Below are 17722 nucleotides of genomic sequence, written 5' to 3' on the forward strand. Positions count from 1 at the left end.
TGCTTCAAATTATCATCAGCCTATTATTAACTTTTCTTAGATTAAAACTTATAGAATTATTTTTTCACTTATTTATAAAACACGCTATAACAGTCGTTATAGGCTATACAACTGTCTGCGAGCTTTGAACAATGGTATTTTTTTAATGTAAAAGAGCACCCAACCAAATTGGTTGAGTGCTCCTGAAGAAAGCTCTAGGGGTTGCTTTCCTTTATTGCTGATTTTATTGAAACAAATTGTAAGTAATATTATTGATTAACTAAATGTCCCATTTCCAAGCTTCAACTTCTGGTAAGTCTGTACCGTACTTACGGATGTACTTGTTGTGCTTGTCCACTTCGGCTTCCATCTTATCGGCGAAGTCATTAGCCTTGTCACCTTCAACGGCAACGGCAGCTTCTTCAGCCAAGTGGAAACGGTCCAATTCGTTTACGACACGCATGTCGAATGGTGTTGTGATATCACCATTTTCACGGTAACCATGAACGAATAGATTGTGGTTGTCACGGTCGAAGAAGATATCCTTGATGAGACCTTCGAAGCCGTGGAATGCAAACAAGACTGGCTTGTCAGTAGTAAAGATGTCGTTGAATTCTTCATCAGACAAACCACGAGGGTCAACTTCTGGTGATCTCAACTTCAATAGGTCAACGACGTTGACGAATCTGATCTTAAGTTCTGGCATTTCCTTACGCAAGATGCTGATGGCAGCTAATGCTTCTAGGTTAGGCTCTGTACCGGCAGCAGCGAAAACGATATCTGGATCGCCGTTATCGTTTGAAGCCCAGTCGATGACTTTGAGACCCTTATCAGCTAATTCTTGACCTTCTTCAATTGTATAGAATTGAGGACGTGGGTGTTTTGAAGTAACTAGTAAGTTGATCTTCTCTTGGTCATCCAAGATCTTAGGCATGACAGCAAGCAATGAGTTTGTGTCAGCTGGGAAGTATTCACGGATGTACTCTGGTTTCTTTTCAGCCAAGTGAGTGATGATACCTGGGTCTTGGTGAGTGTAGCCATTGTGATCTTGTTGGAAAGCTGTTGATGTAGCAATAACGTTGAGTGATGGGTACTTCTTTCTCCATGACAATTCGTTAGCTTTTCTCAACCACTTGAAGTGTTGTGTCAACATTGAGTCGACAACTCTCAAGAATGATTCGTAACTAGCGAAGATACCGTGACGACCTGTTAGTGCATAGCCTTCTAGGAAGCCTTCAGCTTGATGTTCTGAAAGTTGTGAATCGATCACACGACCAACTGGTGCTTCGAATTGATCGTTTGGTTCTTTGACATTTTCCATCCATTGACGTGGTGATGCTTCAAAGATGTGGTTCAAACGGTTTGACATTGTTTCGTCAGGTCCGAAGAGTCTGAAGTTAACAGGGTTTTCTTTGATGACTGCTTCGAGATACTTACCTAATTCGATCATATCTTGAGCTGTCTTCTCGCCCGGTTTGTCAAACTTCAAAGCGTAGTTCTTGTAGTCTGGCAATTTAAGTGCTTGAGGATCAACACCACCGTTAACGATTGGGTTCATAGCCATGCGCTTGTCAGCGGCAGGGATAACTTCTTTGATGTCATCTTTTAATGTAGCATCATCGTTGAATAGTTCCTCTGGCTTGTATGACTTCAACCAGTCAACTAGTGCTTCGGCATGTTGCATGTCGTTTTGGTCAACAGGAATTGGAATTTGGTGAGCTCTGAATGAGCCTTCGATAGGTTCGCCATCCCAAGTCTTAGGACCAGTCCAGCCTTTAGGAGCACGGAAGATGATCACTGGCCAATGTGGCATTTTAGCTTCTGAAGCTGGGTGTTTTCTAGCTTCTGTTTGGATGTTTTCGATCTTCTCGATTGCTTCATCCATGACCTTAGCCATTGCTGGGTGCATCTTCTCAGGATCGTCACCTTCAACGAACATTGGATCCCATCCAAGTCCTTGGAAGTATTGTGTTAATTCTTCATCAGTCTTACGTGAAAGGATAGTTGGATTAGAGATCTTGAAGCCGTTAAGGTTCAAGATAGGTAATACAGCACCGTCATTTACTGGGTTGATGAATACATTTGAGAACCATGATGTTGCTAGAGGACCTGTCTCAGCTTCACCATCACCTACAACAACTGCGGCGATTTGGTCTGGGTTATCTAAGATAGCACCAACACCGTGTGAGATCGAGTAGCCAAGTTCTCCACCTTCATGCATTGATCCGGGTGTTTCAGGAGCGGCATGAGATGCGACACCACCTGGGAATGAGAATTGTTTGAATAGTTTTTGCATACCCTTTTCGTCTTGTGTGATTTCTGGGTAGATCTCTGTGTAACTACCGTCAAGGTATGAGTTAGAAACCATAACTTGCCCACCATGTCCTGGTCCTTCGATGTAGAACATGTTTACGCCGTACTTATTGATGGCACGGTTCAAATGAGCATAAATAAAGTTTTGACCTGCAATAGTTCCCCAATGTCCGATTGGGTGAACCTTAACGTCTTCAGCTTTAAGTTCACGTTTTAATAATGGGTTGTCTTTTAAGTATAATTGACCAACAGAAACATAGTTTGCTGCACGCCAATATTTATCAACTAAATTTAAATATTCTTTTGATGAGTAATCTGTCATTACCAGCACACTCCTTATTTATTTACAAACATATCATAACCGCTTTATCACCCAAAGTCAACCATTTAATTAATTGGGTCGGTCCAATTTTTGAGAAAGTAATCCTAACGATCTAAATCGACGAATGAATCATACTTAAAGTACTTGTAATGTAGCTTCATCGTTGAAAATTCAAAGGGAGTACCGTCGTTCAAGAAGAAGATTCCTTCCATTAAGCCGACGGGTTCGTTCTCTTTTAGTTTCAGTAGTGCTTGGCCTTCTTCATCTGAAGGCTTAGCTGAGATGGTCAAGTAAGTCTTGTTAACTTCTTTACCCAATTCCGATTCAACGTAATTGAAGACTGATTCGGAAGCGATCTGCTCTGATAGCTCTGGGGCGAGTTTGATCGGGATATACCCCGTCTCGATCATGAACGGCACTTCATCTAATAAGCGCAGGCGCTTGAAGGAATAGACGAATTCACCCTTGTTCAAGAAGAGATTGTCACGCAGTTCTTCGTCTGGTCTGATCACGTCGAAGCTCAAGACTTTGATGCCGGGTTTTTGACCATTGGCCTTGAAACTATCAGTGATACCTAAGTTTTTGCCACTGTAATTGAAGTATGAATCCTGTTTGAGATAGAGCGGGTTGACGAAGGTACCTGAGCCACGCTTCTTGAAGATGATGCCTTGTTCGGACATGTTGCTCAAAGCTCGCTTGATAGAACTGCGACTAACTTGGTAATTCTCGGCGAGTGATCGTTCATCTGGTAAGCGCATGTCGGGGAACTTGCCGGTATCGATCTCTTGCTTCAAAGAATCGATTACTCTTTGATAAATTAAATCTGCCATGTTTTCTCCTTTTTGGGTCGTACCAATTTTTTATATGGTTGTTATCTTTCGTGATGATTATATCTCATTTCCGATCAAAAACCCACTCCAAAATATTTTTGGATATCAAAAAAGAGCAGCCACGCGGTTGCTCTCATAAAAAACATTAATTCAAACCCACTGTATTCTGAGCCATTGGCAAGTCGAATTCCTTAGGTTCAGTCTGATCTTGTAACAACTCATCTGTCATTGATATTTTGAAGACAGTACGATTTGAATATGGTACAAAATACATAGCCTTATTTGTCAAATCAAAGATAGCTTGATACTGTGTATAGCTCGGTCCATTGGGCTTGACGTTGACGCCCTTAGGTACTACGACACTGTCTAGGATGTGCAAGATAGTATTGATAGCTTCGATACCATCTTGGGGCTTCTCAGTATAAGTCCGATTGAAGGCAGTTCTGACGAATCTGTCGACAGCCGTATAGCCACCCGGCAATCTAAACGTACCATTCTGGCCTAAGGGTTTTATCTCCTCGTCACCAAACTTCATGGCACCGAAGTTATTAGTCTGGGCACCGAGGTAATTGGCTAGATTAGTCTTGTGCCAGTCGAAGTCAGGTGTATTCGTCATGACACCGATATCGTTCTTTTCTAGGATCAGTCCGTCACCTTCTGGCTCGATGATGTAGGTCTCGCCGGTAGTGTCACTGATGATCCAGTGGAGCGGTTGATTGGATCCCATGACCCCTCTGTCAGAATCAATGATATGAACTCGTTGAAGGTTATCCCGTAATTCTGCGATCGACTTGTTGTTTCCTAATATCCAGAGGATGAATTCCTCTGCAACTAGATTAATGGCTCCTGCAGTCGGTTCTTGATCGTAGACGGCCGCATGCGCAAAGTATAATTCCTCACACGACAGGCCGTATTCATTGAATCCATCCGCTACCATGTAGTTCTTACCATATTTGGCACCGGTGCCGATAATGGCATAATCATTGTGATATGTTTGGTCATCAAATGACGAGACCCAAGCATATTGTCGAGGTAAAAATGTAGGTTGTCCATTCAACTCAAAGGCGAAGTCCATTGTTCTTGCCAAAAATTTTGTTCCATCTAATGCTTCATAACTAATACCTGTACACATCTGTTCTGCTTCCCTTCGAATTCACTACTTAGCTATTTTCTATTCTCGCTAATTATTAGACAAATTGTTGACAAAATCAACAATTTTATTTTGTGTTTTTTAATTTTTTATAATTTTAAACAAAAAAATGAACTTGAGACTTTTTGTCCCAAGTTCATCTTTGATTGAAATTATAACTTAGCGGCTAAATCATTATGAACCACTGTACCTTGAGTTTGCAAGTGAACTTGCCAGCCCTTGTCCAATGAATTAGTCACTGCCAATATAATAGTGGTCTCTTTACCCGCAGCTTTCACTTCGGATAGATTCATTTCTGCGATTTTTTGACCGGCCGTGATCTTCTCACCACTGCTGATCATAACTTTGAAGGGTTCGCCTTTTAATTCAACTGTATCGATACCCATGTGCAACAATAATTCTTCACCATCAACTGTTGTGATGCCGATGCCGTGCTTAGTGTCAGCGATCATCGTCACGGTACCAGATACGGGACTGTAAATATCATTGGAGCTAGGGACTAATCCAAAGCCTTCACCCATAGCTTTCTGTGCGAAGACGGGGTCGTTGACTTCCTCGATCGGGATCAACTCACCATCAGCTGGTGCTAAGAAGGTCGTCTCATCCCAATCCGGTAGATTCTTGTGTTTCTTCAAAAAATTAAACATTATTTCTTACTTCCTTTATGAAAAATTTCATCAACTAAACTATGCGTCTCTTTGAGTTTTTGAACATTGCTATCATAATCTCGTTGTAAATAACAATAGTATATCAAATCTACGGCATATAACTGACTCATTAATGAGGTTGTGGCGGCAGACCGTATCTGATCACGTGGCATCGAGTCACTCGTTAGTAACAAAATATCAGATATCTTTGCTAGACTGCTCTCACCATCAGAGGTCACACCGATGATCGGGACTTTGTTGGCGACTGCCAAGCTACCGATCTTGACCGTCTCCTTGGACTCGCCTGAATCTGAAAATAAAATCAAAATCTGTGATGACGTCTGCGTCAGTAAATTTACAGCAAACTGATGCGTATCATCAGTATTGATCACGGTCTTGCCGATCCGTGAGAACTTCTGGGTGAAGTCTTGAGCAACTAAGCCTGACGCACCTAAGCCGTATGCTTGGATCACGGCATGAGCTTGTAGTTCGTCTACCGTCTCATCTACTAGCTCCGTCCTCAATTCTCGATTAGTCACATCGATGGCATGTTGCACTCGTAGTGACATCTTTTGCTTCAGTTCATCCAATGTATCAGTCGGTGAAATTTCACTGGACAAACTCGTACTGGTATTGCTCGTACCGCGTGCGAGTTCGACCTTTAATTCTTTGAAACCATTCAAGCCTAGGTTCTTCGCGAACCTGACTACGGTGGCTTGGCTAACACCGCTCTTACTTGCCAATTCAGCTACGGTCAGTTGCGGGACCATCTGAGCGTTATTCAAGATATAATCTCCCAGTACGTTCTCGGCCTTGCTATTGATATTTTGTTGTGCTCGAATCGACAAAAGAATAGTGTTATCCATTAGACTCACCTGCTTTACTTGATAGCTTTTCGGACGAAACCTCCAGCTTGGTTTAGGTCTGCCTCTGCTTGAGCTTTTGTGTCCGAATTCATAATTATAATTATAGCTAATTTAACCGAATAGTCAGCCTCTTTCAAGGCTTTTTCAGCTGTGGCGTCGTCAACCTTGGTAATATCCATGATGATATTCTTCGAACGTTGAACCAGTTTTTCGTTAGTCGGTTGCACGTCCACCATCAGATTACCGTACGTCTTGCCGATACCGACCATCGAAGCGGTCGATAGCATGTTCAAGATCATCTTTTGAGCTGTGCCAGACTTCAAGCGCGTTGAACCGGACAATATCTCTGGTCCGGGAACGACTTCGATGGCGATTTTAGCGTGCTTACTGATCTCGGCCTGGTCATTACAAGAGAGCGAAACGGTGCCAGCACCGATACTTTCAGCGTAGTCTAGAGCACCGACGACATATGGGGTTCTCCCACTTGCGGCGATGCCCACGACGACATCGTTAGATGTCAGTTGCTTGTCTACTAAGTCTTGCTTGCCTAGTTTGGCGTCGTCTTCAGCACCTTCGACGGCAACGATCATCGCATCCATACCACCGGCGATCAGTCCTTGGACCATCTCGGGATCAGTCCCAAAGGTTGGCACACATTCAGCTGCATCTAGGACGCCCAGACGACCACTAGTTCCAGCTCCCATATAGAAGAGACGACCGTTTTTTTTGAAAGATTTAGTGATCAATTCTACTGCCTGTGCTACTTGTGGTAGAACTTCCTCAACTGCTTCTGAAACCTTTTTATCCTCAGAATTCATAACTGTAACAATGTCTAATGGGCTCATCAAGTCCAGATTGGTTGTCATAGAGTTACGGCTCTCTGTGGATAATTTGTCTATATCCATATTAGTTCACTCCATCCTCTGTCTTGCATATTTCAATTGCTTGATTTGCTCCACAATTATTTAGTAACTCGATATCGGTTTTGGTTATCTGTCCGATGACATTGACCGTCTTATCCAGTGGCAAGGATGATCTCAGTAACTGCAACTCGCCTTGATAACGACCAGCGACTACATTATCCATGGTGATAGCTCCAACTGGTCGTACAGTTGTATTCCTAGGTGGTATCATGACCGTATTCCACAAGCGTCCTTCTCGCAACCTGACTACATCCCTAGCCACATCAGCTCGTTGGTGCATTACTTGTGTCAGATATGCTGGGGCATTGGCGAAGATTTGTGCATGTAATAGGATGACATCGTCTTGGAAATATTTTTTGAACTGTTCCAGAGTTTGGCTCTGAATCAGTGGGTCACCTAGGTAGATTCGATCGACTGATGACTTTAGACGAATCGCTGAAGCTAGTGGATGACGCTCGCGGTCTGATTCTAAGGTCGGCAAGCCAGCGTGTACAGGACCACGCAACTGAGTGTCACCGGGGATAAAGGCCATCACGGTGAAGCCATTTTCCTTGAGCCAGTGATTTTTTTGGTCGAACCACTCGTCGCTCAATCCGGTATTTTTGCGTGGGTAGTAGTTGTGCCATGCTTCTAGATTGTCGAAGTCAGCTCCTGCCGCTTGTAATTCACTGACATCTTGGTCAACGATCGTGCTGGCATTCAGGGCCAACTTGAGTTGGTGAGAAATCTCAGCAATCTGTTGATTAGTTATCCCGTCATCGATACGCAACATGTCGACGTGCAAGCTGGTCAAGCGTTCGAAGTCAGCGGCATCTAATTGTAAGTCCAGTCGTTTCATCGAAGCTGAAGAAATATCCACGGTCAATTGCAAGTCATACCGCTGACAGACTTCACCCAACTCAGCTAAGTTAGCGAGTAAGTTTTTCGGGTCATCTTCTGGCAGATTGATCGATGTGAAGACACCTTCAAAGCCTGCTTGAGCGTAGCGCTCGATCTGGTGGAGCTCGTCATTTGTTAATGGATCGTGTAAGTATACTGAGAATCCTAGCATCTTTACTACTTCCCCTTATTCTGGATAGATTTCGTTAATACGATCTTCATTGAAGCCGAAGAACCAAGTTACGACGAAGCCACCGATATAGGCGATGAACAAGGCGATCAAGAATTGCAATTGTTGACCTGGTTGCATGATCAATAGTCCGAATAAACCAGACACACCCTGTGATACAGCACCTAGATGGAACAATGATGCGGCGATACCACCGAATCCTGCTCCGATACAGGCAGTAATGAAGGCTCGACCTAGTGGTAAGGTAACGGCATACATCAATGGTTCACCAACTCCGAGGATAGCAACAGGAATTGAACTCATAACCATTTTCTTGAAGCGCTTGTTCTTAGACTTGAAGTATAGAGCAAATCCAGCACCAACTTGACCACCACCGGCCATCATTAGGATCGGTAACAAGTAGTTGATACCCTTAGTAGGACCTGTTGGGTCATTCAAGAGTACGTGGATAGGTGTTAGAGCTTGGTGCAAACCAACTGAAACTAAAGCTAAGAAGGTTGATGATAATATGAAGCCACCGAAGACACTCAACTTGGTATAAGTGAAGTCCATGACTACGTAGATAGCAGTTGTGAGCCATGCACCGACTGGTTGTAGGAAGACAACGGCTAAGAGTGAACCGATGATAACTGTCAATAATGGTGTGAAGAAAGTATCTAGTACACTAGGCATGAACTTGCGAATGCTACGCTCTAACCATGCGAAGAAGATACCCATGAATAAGGCTGTGATCAAACCACCGACACCAACGGTATATGGTGCATCAGTAAATGGCATCGAGATAGCTTGTGAGCTAAGTGGTGAGCCTGTGATAGTAACACCGAGGCACAGCGTACCACCGATACCACCTAAGATGGCACTACCTTTGAATTCACGTGCGGCATTCATACCAACGAAGATAGGTAAGAATGTGAATAGTCCCCAACCAATGGTCTTGATAGTCATGTACCACCAGTCAGTGACGAACGCCTGCCCAGTTTGATAGTCGATAACGTTAGCTAGTCCATTGATCAATCCAGCAGCAATGATACCTGGTAACAATGGAATGAAGACGTTAGCGATATGTTGTAGACCACGTTGTAGTGGTTTATCGTGCTTGGCCTTATTGGCCTTTTTGTTCTCACTAGCGATGTTCTTGACGTTGTGCAATTCAGCAGCCTTACTATCAGCCGCAACCGTGGCCTCATCATCTTCTTCACTGCCGAGTGGAACACCTGTCATTTCTGCGAATGGTTCCGCTACTTTATTGACCTTACCTGGTCCTAAGACGACTTGAAGCGTATCGGCTTCGACAACAGCTAAGACCCCGTCGATCCTCTTCAATCCATCTACATTAACTTTGTCATTATCCTCAATGCCTAATCTCAAACGTGTCATACAAGCGACGTTTGCCGTGACATTATCTTTGCCACCAACATTTTCAAGGATTTCACTTGCTATATCTTTATTACTCATTTCAAGTTTCCCCCCTTATTTAGAATTGGTTCATAACCCAGTTGTAACCTTTTGGTGTTGCTTTCGTCCAATAAGCCCAATTGTGGTTGTCGCCAGTATCCTTAACGTATTTAACTGAAACTTTGTCTTTCTTCATTTCTTTGACGAATTTATTAACGTCTTTTACTGGAACAGTCGTGTCGTCTGTGGTTGATTCAACGTAGAATTTAACTGATCTTGATTTGTCATTGACGTAATTAGTTGGGAACAGATCATCATAGACTTTGTCCGACCAGTTAGTCTTGCCATTAGTGAAGGCGTGCATGTTCATTCTGATAGGATTGTCCTTTGGTAGTTTGTACCAAACTGATGGTGAGATCAAAACTGCCTTTGAGAAGTAATCAGGATATTTGAGTGCTAAACGAGCGGCACCGTAGCCACCCATCGAGATACCGCCAACAGCGTGATCCTTCTTTGACTTAGATACTTTGTAAGTCTTGTCGATCGTGGGTACGAGGTCTTTCATGATGGCACTTTCCATCTTCAAACCACCCTTTTGGTTCACGAAGAAACTATTGAAACCATCAACGAAGACGACGATCGCCTTTTGATGTTCACGATTCATGGTTCCATCGAGCATTTGTTGAGAGTTGAATCTCTCTAATAAGTTACGATGATTTCCGTATAATCCATGCATCATATATAAAACTGGATATGTCTTATTGCCCTTAGGATTGTAACCTGCTGGTAGATAGACATCATAGTTCCAATCCAAGTGCATTTGTTTCGAATAAACTGTCGTAGTTACGACCTTACTGATAGGTGAAACTGCATCTGCAGCTTTTACCTCTGTTTCTGAATAGCCGATCAGTAGTGACCATAAGCCTACAAAGCTTGCAACAATTGCCAAAAACTTTGTAATACGTGACTTCATTTGAATCCCCTCCAAACATAATTTAACGTAGTGGTACCGTTTACACTGAAATAATACTTCATATGAAACTTTATTTCAATATTTACTTAAAAATACCTTAATAAATAAAATTAAATTTCATAGACAATAAATCTTTATCACTATATTTATTATCCCAATATGATAAGCTTATGGCGTACAAATAAACCTCGGAGGTAATGATATGACTGTTGATATTAAGCGTGCTCAAGATGTTTATAAGGACGCTGGAGAAAGTGTTATTTTTACTACTCTCATGCTCAAACGTGAGGATCAAACCGAAGCTAGAGAAGCGATCGCGGAATTCGCCGACATGTCGAATTCGATCATCAATAGTATGCGGGTCCGTGCACCCGAAGCTCAAGCACACATTGCTTGGGGATTTGGTTCTGACGCTTGGGATTACTTGTTCCCTGACGCACCTAAGCCAAAGCAACTGGCACCATTTGAGGAGATCGAAGGTCCCAAGTACACTGCGGTCTCTACCCCAGGTGACCTCTTCATCCACGTTCGTGCCAGCAAGATGGCAGTTTGTTACGAATTGATGGACCAATTCATGGGCATCCTACGTCCGATCACTACTGTTGAAGACGAGACACACGGTTTCCGTTACTTTGAAGGTCGTGCCATCATCGGCTTCATCGATGGGACTGAGAACCCTGCCGGTATCGAGTCGATGGATTACACTCTGATCGATGAAGAAGCAGACCCTGAATTCGTCAACGGATCCTACGCCTTCGCTCAGAAGTACACTCACAACATGGAAGCATGGGATGCCTTGAAGACTGAAGATCAAGAGAAGTCGATCGGTCGTCACAAGTTCAATGACCGTGAATTAGCTGACGACGTCAAATTACCTAACGCACACAATGTCGCTTCAAAAGACGAAGAAGGTGGCGTGGAGCACAAGATCGTTCGGATGAACGTACCTTATTCGGAGCCAGCAAAGGACATCAAAGGTACTTACTTCATCGGCTACTCGAAGGACTTCTCGATCACTAATCGTATGTTAAAAAACATGTTCACTAAGAGTGACCGCCTACTAGACTTTAGTACACCGATCACTGGTAACTTATTCTTCATCCCTTCCAAAGATACTTTGGACAAAATCGCTGAAGAAGAATATTAAGCCAAACAAAAAACTGAGACGATGATGTCTCAGTTTTTTTAATGCTTATACCACTCAACTATCGCATCGATCTGCGCTTGAGGTAAATACTTGACCTTCAGGACCCGCTCACCGATGCCTGAACGACAACTCAAACGCATGTGCGCGAATTTTTTGTGGCCCAACCAAATACTCTGCCGCCGATCCAGCATTTGAATGCTATTTTTGGGGACGTAATACGAGTTCTTCGAGGTCACTTGGTTGTTTTGGAGGAACATGTAATCTGCACTGAGCAGTGACAAACGTGCCCTTCTGGCGTTAAGATACGCCACTGGTAGCCAATAAATCGCTGAGATGCTCACCACTGCTAATAACCACCAGAGAGACAGACGGACTACGAACACACCGATCAAGACGTCAGTTATCAGACTGAAGATCGCCGCGTTGCGCAGGTCATAATAGTACGTTCTGCCACTAACATCGTGTAAGACTAGCTCATCAATGGGGATGTGTGGGAAAAACTGCTTCAAGAAATCATTCAGATTGGCCGTTTCGATCACCGGCATCACGATGATGTCTTTTTCAGTCTCGTTTTTTTTGGAGTTAGAGATGATCACTAGCTTGACCGAAGCGATATGGAGCATCCTTCTCAATAAGGTCTGCTTGACGACGACTGCTTGGATACGATTTTGTGAGATGCTGGTTTTTTTCGTCTTGAAATAACCGTATTGCATCCGGAATTGATTGTCTTCTTTGACCAGCTGAAAATGATAATATTGTGCGATCAAAACTAAGACGGAAACTAAATAAAAGACTAGTAAGACGATGAACAGACCTACTAGCACGAGCATCCAACCTAAGTGGACGAATTCCTTAGCCGCTGCGGTATAAAATCGTTCACTGATACCCTGCTGAATCTTACCGTAAAAAGCTAGCACGACCAATAATCCGGATAAAAACGCTGGTGAGGTCAGAGAAAACTTCAGTAACTCTTGCCAAGTTATCGAATACGTCTGTATGTTAGGCGCTTCATTCGTTGGTGTTACCGGCTTTTCAGGCGAAAAAGTTTCCTGTGAAACATTTTGAGTAGCTTCTTCCGAATTGAATCTTTTACGATAAAGATTTAGTTCGTCCTTGAGTTTCACATCGACTGCTGACAAAGTCACTTCGAGACCATCTGAATGCCCCGCCGTCTCGATCTCTAGTTCCTCCAGATGAAATGGCTTTAGGAAGAACCACTGATTAGCCGTGATATTTTGGATTCGATCATACGGGATGTGATTAACTTTTTTGATGAAGACACCACTCTTGACTAGGATTTCATCTTTGAAAAATTGATAGCTGAAAGTCACATAACGTAAGACGTCCTCTGCGATGACTAAGACTACTACGGCAATCATGATAGCTACCGCCAATAATTTATTGTAGTTGTACAACACGATCATCGAGATGGCGGCAGGAAAAATCGCATTCTTGATATCCTTATATAAGAAGAACAACATGGCGGCGGGATGCAAACGTCTAGGTTTAGATGTCATTTTTTGCCTCCTGCGCCAGCTGCATGATCATTTCCTTCAAGTCATCAGCTCGCTTAGATTCGATACCGTCGATCTCACTCTGTCCTGCCGCCGTTACGATGACTACTTTTTGAAGATTCTTCCATCGTAAGATAGGACCTTGCTTGAGCGTGACGTTTTGGACTCTAGCGATCGGGATGATGACTTGCTTCCTGAAAAAAAAGCCACTGTGTAACTGGACTTGGCGTTCATCGATAAAGTACGTCCAAAAATTCCACAAGTAAACGACCCAAAACAGACTTAAAACAAAGAAAGCAGCCCCCACTGCCACAACAATCCCAACACCGAGGTCGTAATAGCCGACGATATTGTCAGGTAATACTAATCTGAGCAGGCTGACTAATTGAACTATTATCAAAAAAATCACAAATTCGATAACTGCATGTATCCTCCAGATAGTCTTGATACTCTTAGGTAATTTCTCTACTTCATTCATATGCGCTCCCCTCACGACATTTTTATTAAGTATATCAAGGGCTGAGGTAACGACACAAATGTTACCCATCAGTGGCAGTGATTTTATTTAGTTTTTTCCATTTACGAATCTTAGGACGAAAATTCGTAAATGGTGCCACGCTATTGATATGGATCCATTTCCACAGCGGCCACTGCGCGTCGTTGTTCGCCCACTGTCGTTGGTGCAACCCAAATAATTCGGTAGATGATAGCGATAGCACCCATGTACAGAGATCTGCGACTAATTGGTCTAGTTGTTTACATTGTTGGCTGATCGGGGCATCATAGTCCAAGTAAAACTTCTGATAAAGTCCTCCGAGATTATTCCACTTGTACTCAGCTGTCGGTGTGATGACCGTCTGTCCTCGCTTTTCTTGTTGTTCCCAAGCCAATAGCAAACTCAACCAGCCGATTTGATAAGCTAATATTTGTGACGGCGTCTTATCGACTGGTTCGAGCAATACATTTCGTTTGTCCTCAGGAACATCATCGAATTCAATAATAAACTTGGCGTATGTAGATCGTACTTGAGCCACCAGTTCTTCCTTGTCAACATATGTTCTCATAGAGTCAGCCCTCCGTTAGGTTTTATAAGATCCATTTTATCCTATACACAAACAAATAGCCTCTAATATCTGATGACAGATGTTAGAGGCTGATTTTTTATGTAATAATTATAATCCGAAGTCGATCAAGAAGTAGCCGATAGTTCCGATGATCAGTAACATCGTAAAGTTGATGGCACCAAAAATTGCCAAATATCTACCGGGATGTTCCTTGAAGAAGAAACGATATTGCTTAAAGGCTAATAAATTAGCCAGTGAGGCCACTACTGAACCCAAGCCACCGATATTAGTTCCTAAGAAGATGGCATGAACGTACTTAGAGAACTTCGAAACTAAGATAGTCGTTGGCACGTTACTGATGAATTGACTAGTGATGATCGAAGTTAGATACGTGCTACCGCGGGTCTGAATGAAGTCATGTAGGTGATTGACGATCGCCGGTTCACGATTGATATTGCCCACGGCGATGAAGAAGCACATGAATATCAAGACGATCGAATAATCCACTGATTCCAAAATATGCGGATTGATGAAGATGACTAACAAGATGGCGGCGATCAATGCTCCCCACATCGGGATGACGGAGAAGATTCCTAAGAAAATAACGATCGTCACGAAAACTGTCAAACTCAAACTAGGAATATTCAATTCCACAGTTGGTAGTGCACTCAACTCGACCTTGTCCTTGGGGAAGAACCTAGTTAATAGGAAGATCGCCAAGAAGTTGATGATCGTGATCGGTGTCGACATGATAAAGAATTGTTTGATCCCTAAATCAAAGTGCGTCAGCAAGAACAAGTTGTGCGTATTACCGAATGGGGTGAATATACTACCGAGGTTGGCCGCCATTGCAATAATAATGACGGGAAAGATCGGATTGATTTTTAAATGTTTCGAAAGCTGGTAATATAAAGGAACCAACGTCAGGATCGCAACATCATTCGTCAAGAACATTGCTCCGAAAAATGCTATACTAGCAAGCATCAGCATCATCTGTCGTGTGGTCTTTGCCTTATGTGTCAAATACGCAGCGTAATATTTCAAAAAGTCTAGATAGTCGTAGATTTGAATTATGATCATCATAGACGTCAGTGAAGCAATTGTTTTCCAATTGATGTCCATCAATTGCGGTGGACTTATAAAGATGGAAGTGAGAATTGCTGCTGCCCCGGCAATCCACAAGACCTTATCTGAAAAAACTCGTTTTAATACAGCCATTTACGTTTCCCCTAAAAAAAGAAGTACCCTTACTAGTATAAGGATATTTCTTGAAATGAAAAAGATAATTATGGAAATTTGCTATTTAATTTTTACCTATTATTATATTAGAAATAATTTATTACAAAAAGCCTTATACATTTTAACTTAGATATAATTAAAATGAAAGACTACCAATATCAAGGAGATGATAATATGCAAATATTTTTTGCGGTCTTAACTTTAATAATTGGCATCACAATTTCCACAATCTCATTCAAAGCTCGGAAAGAATCGGTATATTATCTTCTCTTATCGGTTGGCACAGGGATTTCTTTCTTCGGAATTTTTTTGATAATTCCGAAATAAATAATCATTTTTCTCTTCCCTCAATAAAGCGTTTTCTGTTATAATTCCCTTACAAAAAAAGTTTAAGGGGGACGACGTCTAATGATCTTAAAAAGAACATCCATCTTATTATTGATTTCAATGATTCTGTCAGTTCTGGAGATGACGATCAATCCGGGATTTCACGTTGGAAGAATTTTCTTGATCGTATCAGGAATTTTATTAGTCGCCGCTGCTTTGTGGTTCGTAAAAGATAACTACCAAACCACTCCTAAAGCAGAAAAAATCAAAAAATAACACAAAAAAATTACGTACAGGATTAATTTCCCGATACGTAATTTTTTTTGTTATTTTTATTCTTCAGCTAATTTTTTGGCTTCTTCAGCTTTTTGCATAGCGGCTTGTTTCTTGAGTTTCTTATCACCACGATGCAAATCATAGACTGTCCATACCAACAGTGCAAGGACTGCAGCGATCAAGATGTAGGCGATGACGTGAGCTGTTAAAGTATCTCCAGACGTAGGATTGTCACCGTAAAATCCTAAAATTTGGTCTGGTAATCCAATAAGGTTTAATACGGTCAAACCGATAACGGAAACCCAACCTAGAATCTTGAGCCACATGCTATTCTTGAATCTGTCCCCCATCTCTGTTGCACTATCGGTCATCATCAATAGTGGCAACATCGAAAATGGTAAGGCGAAAGCTAAGAACACCTGTGAATTATTCATTAAGTTATTCAGAGCCGTATGTTCGTCGATAGCACTCTTACCGCTCGTCAACATAACACAGATCAAAACTGGGATAACTGAGATAAGACGTGTAACCAATCTTCTCAACCATAGAGGCATCTTCATGTGAACGAAACCTTCCATGATGACTTGACCAGTAAGTGTACCAGTTATGGTTGAATTCTGACCTGAAGCTAATAGGGCCACGGCGAATAGTGTCGAAAGGATCCCTGACTTAGCAACGCTGATCAAAATACCATTACTTAGAGTTGACGTATCCGATAGTGCTTCGTACAAACCAAAGAATGATGGATCCTTGACAGCACCGCTCTTGAAGACAGCCACACCCATGATCAATAGTAATGCGTTGACGAAGAAAGCTGCTGTCAATTGGATATTTGAATCCCAAGCTGAGAACTTAACGTTTCTAGCTACTGATTCTTCGTCAGAGTGATCGACTTTACGAGTTTGGGAAATAGCCGAGTGTAGGTACAAATTGTGAGGCATAACCGTCGCACCAATGATTCCTAGTGAACCACTGAGTGGTGTCATACCAGCGACCTTCTCGGAAGTTGAGAATGTCTTAGCATTTGGTACCAATCCTGCAAACACTGCACTCCAATCAGGGTTTGATAGAGCAACTTGATAAATAAATACAAACAAGATAACTAAGATCAAGCAGACAACGATCGCTTCGATCTTTCTGAAACCGATCTTGGTCAATAAGAGCAACACTAGAACATCCAATACCGTAATGAATACGGCGATGACTAGTGGGATATGGAACAACAAGTATAAGGCAATAGCTGCACCAATAACTTCAGCGATATCAGTCGCCATGATAGCAAATTCTGTTAAAATCCATAAAACGATACCTAATGCCTTACTCGTTCTGGCTCTAATAGCTTGCGCTAGATCCATACTGCTTACAATTCCTAGTTTAGCTGCCATATATTGCAATAACATGGCAATTAAACTAGAAATTAGAATAACTGACATTAGTAGATATTGGAAATTTTGACCACCGGTGATAGATGTTGACCAATTACCTGGATCCATGTATCCAACTGCGACTAGTGCCCCTGGTCCTGAATATGCCAATAAAGTTTTTACAAAACCCTTATCCTTTGGAACATCAACGGTACCGTTGATCTCTTCTAGCGATGGACCATTCGCATATTGGATAAGTTTATGTTTGCGTGTTACATCATTTTCGTCCGCCATAACTAATCTCCTTTAAAAAAATTGCATTAA

17 protein-coding genes are annotated in these 17722 nt (G+C 42.3%); 3 read left to right on the forward strand and 14 right to left on the reverse strand.

Annotation, left to right across the window (positions count from 1 at the left end; genetic code table 11):
* Window positions 1–259: 259 nt before the first annotated feature.
* The 9 genes from AC27FM_RS10310 to AC27FM_RS10350 form a co-directional block, all read right to left on the reverse strand.
* Window positions 260–2614, reverse strand: coding sequence for a phosphoketolase family protein (locus tag AC27FM_RS10310; RefSeq protein ID WP_487088019.1), 2355 nt, complete (start codon window positions 2612–2614; stop codon window positions 260–262).
* Window positions 2615–2718: 104 nt separating this feature from the next.
* The gene (locus tag AC27FM_RS10315) at window positions 2719–3444 is read right to left on the reverse strand and encodes a GntR family transcriptional regulator (protein ID WP_487088021.1); all 726 of its coding nucleotides are present in this window, start codon (window positions 3442–3444) and stop codon (window positions 2719–2721) included.
* A 145-nt stretch (window positions 3445–3589) separates the two neighbouring features.
* Window positions 3590–4576: a choloylglycine hydrolase family protein gene (locus tag AC27FM_RS10320; protein ID WP_487088023.1), complete on the reverse strand. Its 987-nt coding sequence runs from the start codon at window positions 4574–4576 to the stop codon at window positions 3590–3592.
* Window positions 4577–4746: 170 nt separating this feature from the next.
* A complete protein-coding gene (locus AC27FM_RS10325) occupies window positions 4747–5241 on the reverse strand; it encodes a PTS sugar transporter subunit IIA (protein WP_487088025.1) in 495 nt (164 codons plus the stop codon).
* Entirely contained in the window at window positions 5241–6107 is an 867-nt protein-coding gene (locus tag AC27FM_RS10330; RefSeq protein ID WP_487088027.1) for a MurR/RpiR family transcriptional regulator, read from the reverse strand. The genes AC27FM_RS10325 and AC27FM_RS10330 overlap by 1 nt, the downstream gene beginning before the upstream one ends.
* Window positions 6108–6121: 14 nt before the next feature.
* Window positions 6122–7012, reverse strand: a complete 891-nt coding sequence (murQ, locus tag AC27FM_RS10335) for an N-acetylmuramic acid 6-phosphate etherase (RefSeq protein ID WP_487088029.1) — start codon at window positions 7010–7012, stop codon at window positions 6122–6124.
* Window position 7013: 1 nt separating this feature from the next.
* Entirely contained in the window at window positions 7014–8081 is a 1068-nt protein-coding gene (locus AC27FM_RS10340; RefSeq protein ID WP_487088031.1) for a MupG family TIM beta-alpha barrel fold protein, read from the reverse strand.
* A gap of 15 nt (window positions 8082–8096) precedes the next feature.
* Window positions 8097–9554, reverse strand: coding sequence for a PTS transporter subunit EIIC (locus AC27FM_RS10345; RefSeq protein ID WP_487088033.1), 1458 nt, complete (start codon window positions 9552–9554; stop codon window positions 8097–8099).
* A gap of 19 nt (window positions 9555–9573) precedes the next feature.
* Window positions 9574–10467 (reverse strand): alpha/beta hydrolase, encoded by an 894-nt coding sequence (locus AC27FM_RS10350; protein WP_487088035.1) that lies wholly within the window; start codon window positions 10465–10467, stop codon window positions 9574–9576.
* 202 nt (window positions 10468–10669) lie between these two features.
* Between AC27FM_RS10350 and AC27FM_RS10355 the strand changes: the two genes are divergently transcribed.
* Window positions 10670–11614 (forward strand): Dyp-type peroxidase, encoded by a 945-nt coding sequence (locus AC27FM_RS10355; RefSeq protein WP_487088037.1) that lies wholly within the window; start codon window positions 10670–10672, stop codon window positions 11612–11614.
* 38 nt (window positions 11615–11652) lie between these two features.
* On the opposite strand, the gene AC27FM_RS10360 is transcribed toward AC27FM_RS10355, so the two are convergent.
* The 4 genes from AC27FM_RS10360 to AC27FM_RS10375 form a co-directional block, all read right to left on the reverse strand.
* Entirely contained in the window at window positions 11653–13131 is a 1479-nt protein-coding gene (locus AC27FM_RS10360) for a PH domain-containing protein (protein WP_487088038.1), read from the reverse strand.
* Window positions 13121–13606 (reverse strand): PH domain-containing protein, encoded by a 486-nt coding sequence (locus AC27FM_RS10365; protein ID WP_487088040.1) that lies wholly within the window; start codon window positions 13604–13606, stop codon window positions 13121–13123. The genes AC27FM_RS10360 and AC27FM_RS10365 overlap by 11 nt, the downstream gene beginning before the upstream one ends.
* Window positions 13607–13667: 61 nt before the next feature.
* On the reverse strand, window positions 13668–14192 hold the full coding sequence (locus AC27FM_RS10370; RefSeq protein WP_487088042.1) for a ClbS/DfsB family four-helix bundle protein: 525 nt from the start codon (window positions 14190–14192) through the stop codon (window positions 13668–13670).
* Between the two features lie 108 nt (window positions 14193–14300).
* Window positions 14301–15410, reverse strand: coding sequence for an SLC13 family permease (locus tag AC27FM_RS10375; RefSeq protein WP_487088043.1), 1110 nt, complete (start codon window positions 15408–15410; stop codon window positions 14301–14303).
* A 195-nt stretch (window positions 15411–15605) separates the two neighbouring features.
* Between AC27FM_RS10375 and AC27FM_RS10380 the strand changes: the two genes are divergently transcribed.
* Together AC27FM_RS10380 and AC27FM_RS10385 are read left to right on the forward strand one after the other, a co-directional pair.
* Complete coding sequence (locus tag AC27FM_RS10380) at window positions 15606–15758, forward strand: DUF6095 family protein (protein WP_487088045.1); 153 nt, start codon at window positions 15606–15608, stop codon at window positions 15756–15758.
* Between the two features lie 81 nt (window positions 15759–15839).
* Window positions 15840–16034, forward strand: a complete 195-nt coding sequence (locus AC27FM_RS10385; protein ID WP_487088047.1) for a hypothetical protein — start codon at window positions 15840–15842, stop codon at window positions 16032–16034.
* 56 nt (window positions 16035–16090) lie between these two features.
* Here the strand turns inward: AC27FM_RS10385 and AC27FM_RS10390 are convergent, their stop codons facing one another.
* Window positions 16091–17692, reverse strand: a complete 1602-nt coding sequence (locus tag AC27FM_RS10390; protein ID WP_487088049.1) for an Nramp family divalent metal transporter — start codon at window positions 17690–17692, stop codon at window positions 16091–16093.
* Between the last annotated feature and the right edge of the window lie 30 nt (window positions 17693–17722).

It is taken from the genome of Companilactobacillus sp. y65-5 (genome assembly GCF_057541095.1).